The organism is Methylibium sp. (assembly GCF_031393925.1).
Lineage (GTDB): Bacteria > Pseudomonadota > Gammaproteobacteria > Burkholderiales > Burkholderiaceae_C > Methylibium.
Genome location: NZ_JANMWL010000289.1, coordinates 1 through 3,260, shown reverse-complemented (window position 1 = coordinate 3,260; position 3,260 = coordinate 1). Strand labels below are relative to the sequence as shown.

Here is a 3,260-nt window from a genome sequence, read left to right as displayed (position 1 = left end):
CCATCGGCAGTTGCTGGCCGAGTTCGTCTGGCAGGCGGATAATGTCAGTCATAGCTTACAAGTATGCGGTAATTTTGCTGTTTTGCAAGTTATAGATTGCGGCATCAGCAGGATGGCTGGCAGCAACCCGCAACCCGCAACCAGAACGCTGAAAATTGCCGACGGAGGGTTGCAGGCTGCCTTTCCTGTTCGATTGAAAGCGATTGCGTAGCAGACACCGTAGGGCCGTCGGCTGCGCCGCTGGGAAGCAGCGCCGTCCCTCGTCGCACGAAGCCGTGGCCCATGCGCAGACCCAGGTTGCGCGGACCCGTCGGGTAGCATCGCCCGCTCATGAATTGGCCCTACGAACTCATCATCGGCTGGCGCTACACGCGCGCCGGTCGCAGCGGGCGGCGTAACGGTTTCATTTCCTTCATCTCCGGCGTGTCGATGCTGGGCATCGCGCTCGGCGTGGCCGCGCTGATCATCGTGCTGTCGGTGATGAACGGCTTTCAGAAGGAGGTGCGCGACCGCATGCTCAGCGTGATCGCGCACATCGAGGTGTTCGACGCGCAGGGCGCGGCGCTGGCCGACTGGCGCGCCACTGCGGCTGCGGCGGCGCGCCATGCCGAGGTCAAGGGCGCGGCCCCGTTCATCGCGGCGCAGGCGCTCATTGCGCGCGGTGACGAGATGCGCGGCGCGATCGTGCGCGGTATCGACCCGGCCGAGGAAGTGAAGGTCACGCCGATCGCCGCGCAATTGAAGGAGGGCGTGCTCGCGCAGTTGAAGCCCGGCGCCTGGGGCATCGTGCTCGGCGGCGAGCTGGCGCGCACGCTGGGCGTCGTGGTCGGTGACCCGATCACCTTGGTCACGCCCAACGGCCAGGTCACGCCGGCCGGCGTGGTGCCGCGTCTGAAGCAGATGACGGTGGTGGGCACTTTTGATGCCGGCCACTTTGAGTACGACAGCGGCCTGGCGCTGATGCACCTGGACGACGCGGCCAAGCTGTTTCGCCTGGAAGGCCCCACCGGCGTGCAACTGCGCCTGGCGAACCAGCAGGACGCGCGGCGCATCGGCACCGAGTTGGGCATGGAGCTGGGTCCGACCTACGCGGTGCGCGACTGGACGCGCAGCAACCGCAACTGGTTCGACGCGGTGCAGCTCGAAAAACGCATGATGTTCATCATCCTCACCTTGATCGTCGCGGTGGCGGCCTTCAACCTGGTGAGCACGCTCGTCATGACGGTGACCGACAAGCGCGCCGACATCGCCATCCTGCGCACGCTCGGCGCGAGCCCGCGCTCGATCATGGGAATCTTCATGGTGCAGGGGGCGGCCTCGGGAATCATCGGCACGGCCGGTGGCCTGGTGCTCGGGCTGGCGGTGGCCTACAACATCGACGTGATCGTGCCAGCGCTGGAAAAGCTCTTCAACGCGAGCTTCCTGCCCGGCAGCATCTACCTCATCAGTCGCATGCCGAGCGACCCACAGTCGAGCGACATCACGCCGATTGCGCTGATCTCGCTCGTGCTCGCCTTCGTCGCGACGCTCTACCCGAGCTGGCGCGCCAGCCGCGTGCAGCCGGCGCAGGCGCTGCGCTATGAGTGAGGCCGGCGCGGGCAACAGCGCAACCATCGGCGACGCCGACCGCCGCGTGCTCGTCGCCAGCGGCCTGCACAAGCGCTACACCGAGGGCGGCCTGGACGTGCCGGTGCTGCAAGGCGTCGACCTCGGCGTGGCGCGCGGCGAAACGCTCGCCATCGTGGGCGCCTCGGGCTCGGGCAAGAGCACGCTGCTGCACTTGCTGGGCGGCCTGGACGCCCCGAGTGCCGGCAGCGTGTGGTTGCAGGGTCGCGATTTCGTCGCCATGGGCGCCACCGAGCAAGGGCAGTGGCGCAACCGCCACCTCGGCTTCATCTACCAGTTTCATCACCTGCTGCCGGAGTTCACGGCGCTCGACAACGTGGCCATGCCGCTGATGATCCGCCGCCTTGCGCGCGACGAGGCGCGCGAGCAGGCGCGCGCCACGCTCGCGTCGGTGGGGCTCGCCGCGCGCGTGGCGCACCGGCCGTCCGAACTCTCCGGCGGCGAGCGTCAGCGTGTCGCGGTGGCACGTGCGCTCGTCACCCGCCCGGCCTGCGTGCTGGCCGATGAGCCCACCGGCAACCTCGACCGCGCCACCGCCGACGGCGTGTTCGCGCTCATGCTCGAGCTGGCCCACGCGCAGGGCACGGCCTACGTGGTGGTGACGCACGACGAGCAACTCGCCGCGCGCTGCGTGCGCCGCCTGCACCTCGATCGCGGGCGTTTGCGCGACTGAGCCGCGCGGCGGCTCGGGTGACCGCGCGCAAGCCGGTACGGATTTCGCGCGGCGCGTCGGTGCGGGGACGGTTGCAAGTCATTGCCGCTGCAAGTTTCACCATCCGCACCGGCGATTTGCAACTGTTTTCAGTGGCGCGGTACCTCCCTTGTCGTGGGTACGCCGCGACAGCGGCCAGTTCCTGACTCTGCGCGCGCATTCGAGGGCTGGCGTTGGCGCTTGCCCGCGTGCAGACTCGCCATCGGGCCCGGCTTCGCGGAGCCTGGGCACATGCTTTGCTGAAGGCGTGCAGCGTTCTACACGCGGCCAGGCGTCGGCTCATGCCACTGGCGGTGAGGCGCAGTTCGGTGAGGAGGGAGGAAGCGTCGGTCACTGGCGTGGCGATCTGTCGAACGCGCGCGGTCGGGGGTCGAGCAATCCGCATCCACGCACGGTGTGACAAGGCATTGCCACGCTGCGGCACACCGCTTGTCTGCCACGGCCGTGGCAGACAAGCGGCAACGGCGCATCAGCGCGGCAACGTGCAGCAAGTCCTGCCCGGCGACGTCAGCCGGTGCATGCAGCGCCGCAAATATAGTTAGGCGTCATGAACACCGTCTCGCACCCACCCTCGCCATCGCCCAAAGAGAAGGGCGACTCGCTGGAAGACGCCGTTCGAGCCATCGAAGACTCCATCCTTCGCTCAGCTCCTGGGTTTGCTCACGGGACGTTCCGGATTGAGCAGAAGCGGATTGTTCAGTCCGCAGGTGTACGGCACGAGGTCGACCTGTTCGTTACCGCCTCGCTGGCAACCGGGTATGAAGCTACGTTCATCTTCGAGTGCAAGAACTGGCAGGCCAAGGTTGGCAAGAACGAGATCATCGTTTTTTCGGAGAAGGTAGCCACGGTTGGAGCGCAGAGAGGCTTCTTTGTGGCGCGTGCATTCACCCGAGACGCTCGTGCACAAGCAGCCAAGGACTCC

General features: G+C 67.1%; 4 protein-coding genes. All 4 read left to right on the top strand.

Going from position 1 to position 3,260, the window contains the following annotated elements:
• Positions 1-211, top strand: a 211-nt coding sequence (locus RMO12_RS14995; protein WP_309639887.1) for a hypothetical protein, incomplete at its 5' end; no start/stop codon positions are given.
• Between the two features lie 119 nt (positions 212-330).
• A complete protein-coding gene (locus RMO12_RS14990) occupies positions 331-1,587 on the top strand; it encodes a lipoprotein-releasing ABC transporter permease subunit (protein ID WP_309624072.1) in 1,257 nt (418 codons plus the stop codon).
• A complete protein-coding gene (lolD, locus tag RMO12_RS14985; RefSeq protein WP_309639886.1) occupies positions 1,580-2,299 on the top strand; it encodes a lipoprotein-releasing ABC transporter ATP-binding protein LolD in 720 nt (239 codons plus the stop codon). Before RMO12_RS14990 ends, lolD begins: the two co-directional genes overlap by 8 nt.
• A gap of 586 nt (positions 2,300-2,885) precedes the next feature.
• Positions 2,886-3,260, top strand: a 375-nt coding sequence (locus RMO12_RS14980) for a restriction endonuclease (RefSeq protein ID WP_309639885.1), incomplete at its 3' end; no start/stop codon positions are given.

Excerpts from the sequence above, each read along its gene's own strand:
- lolD (WP_309639886.1), top strand. The coding sequence starts at position 1,580 with ATGAGTGAGGCCGGCGCGGGCAACAGCGCAACCATCGGCGACGCCGAC.
- RMO12_RS14990 (WP_309624072.1), top strand. The coding sequence starts at position 331 with ATGAATTGGCCCTACGAACTCATCATCGGCTGGCGCTACACGCGCGCC.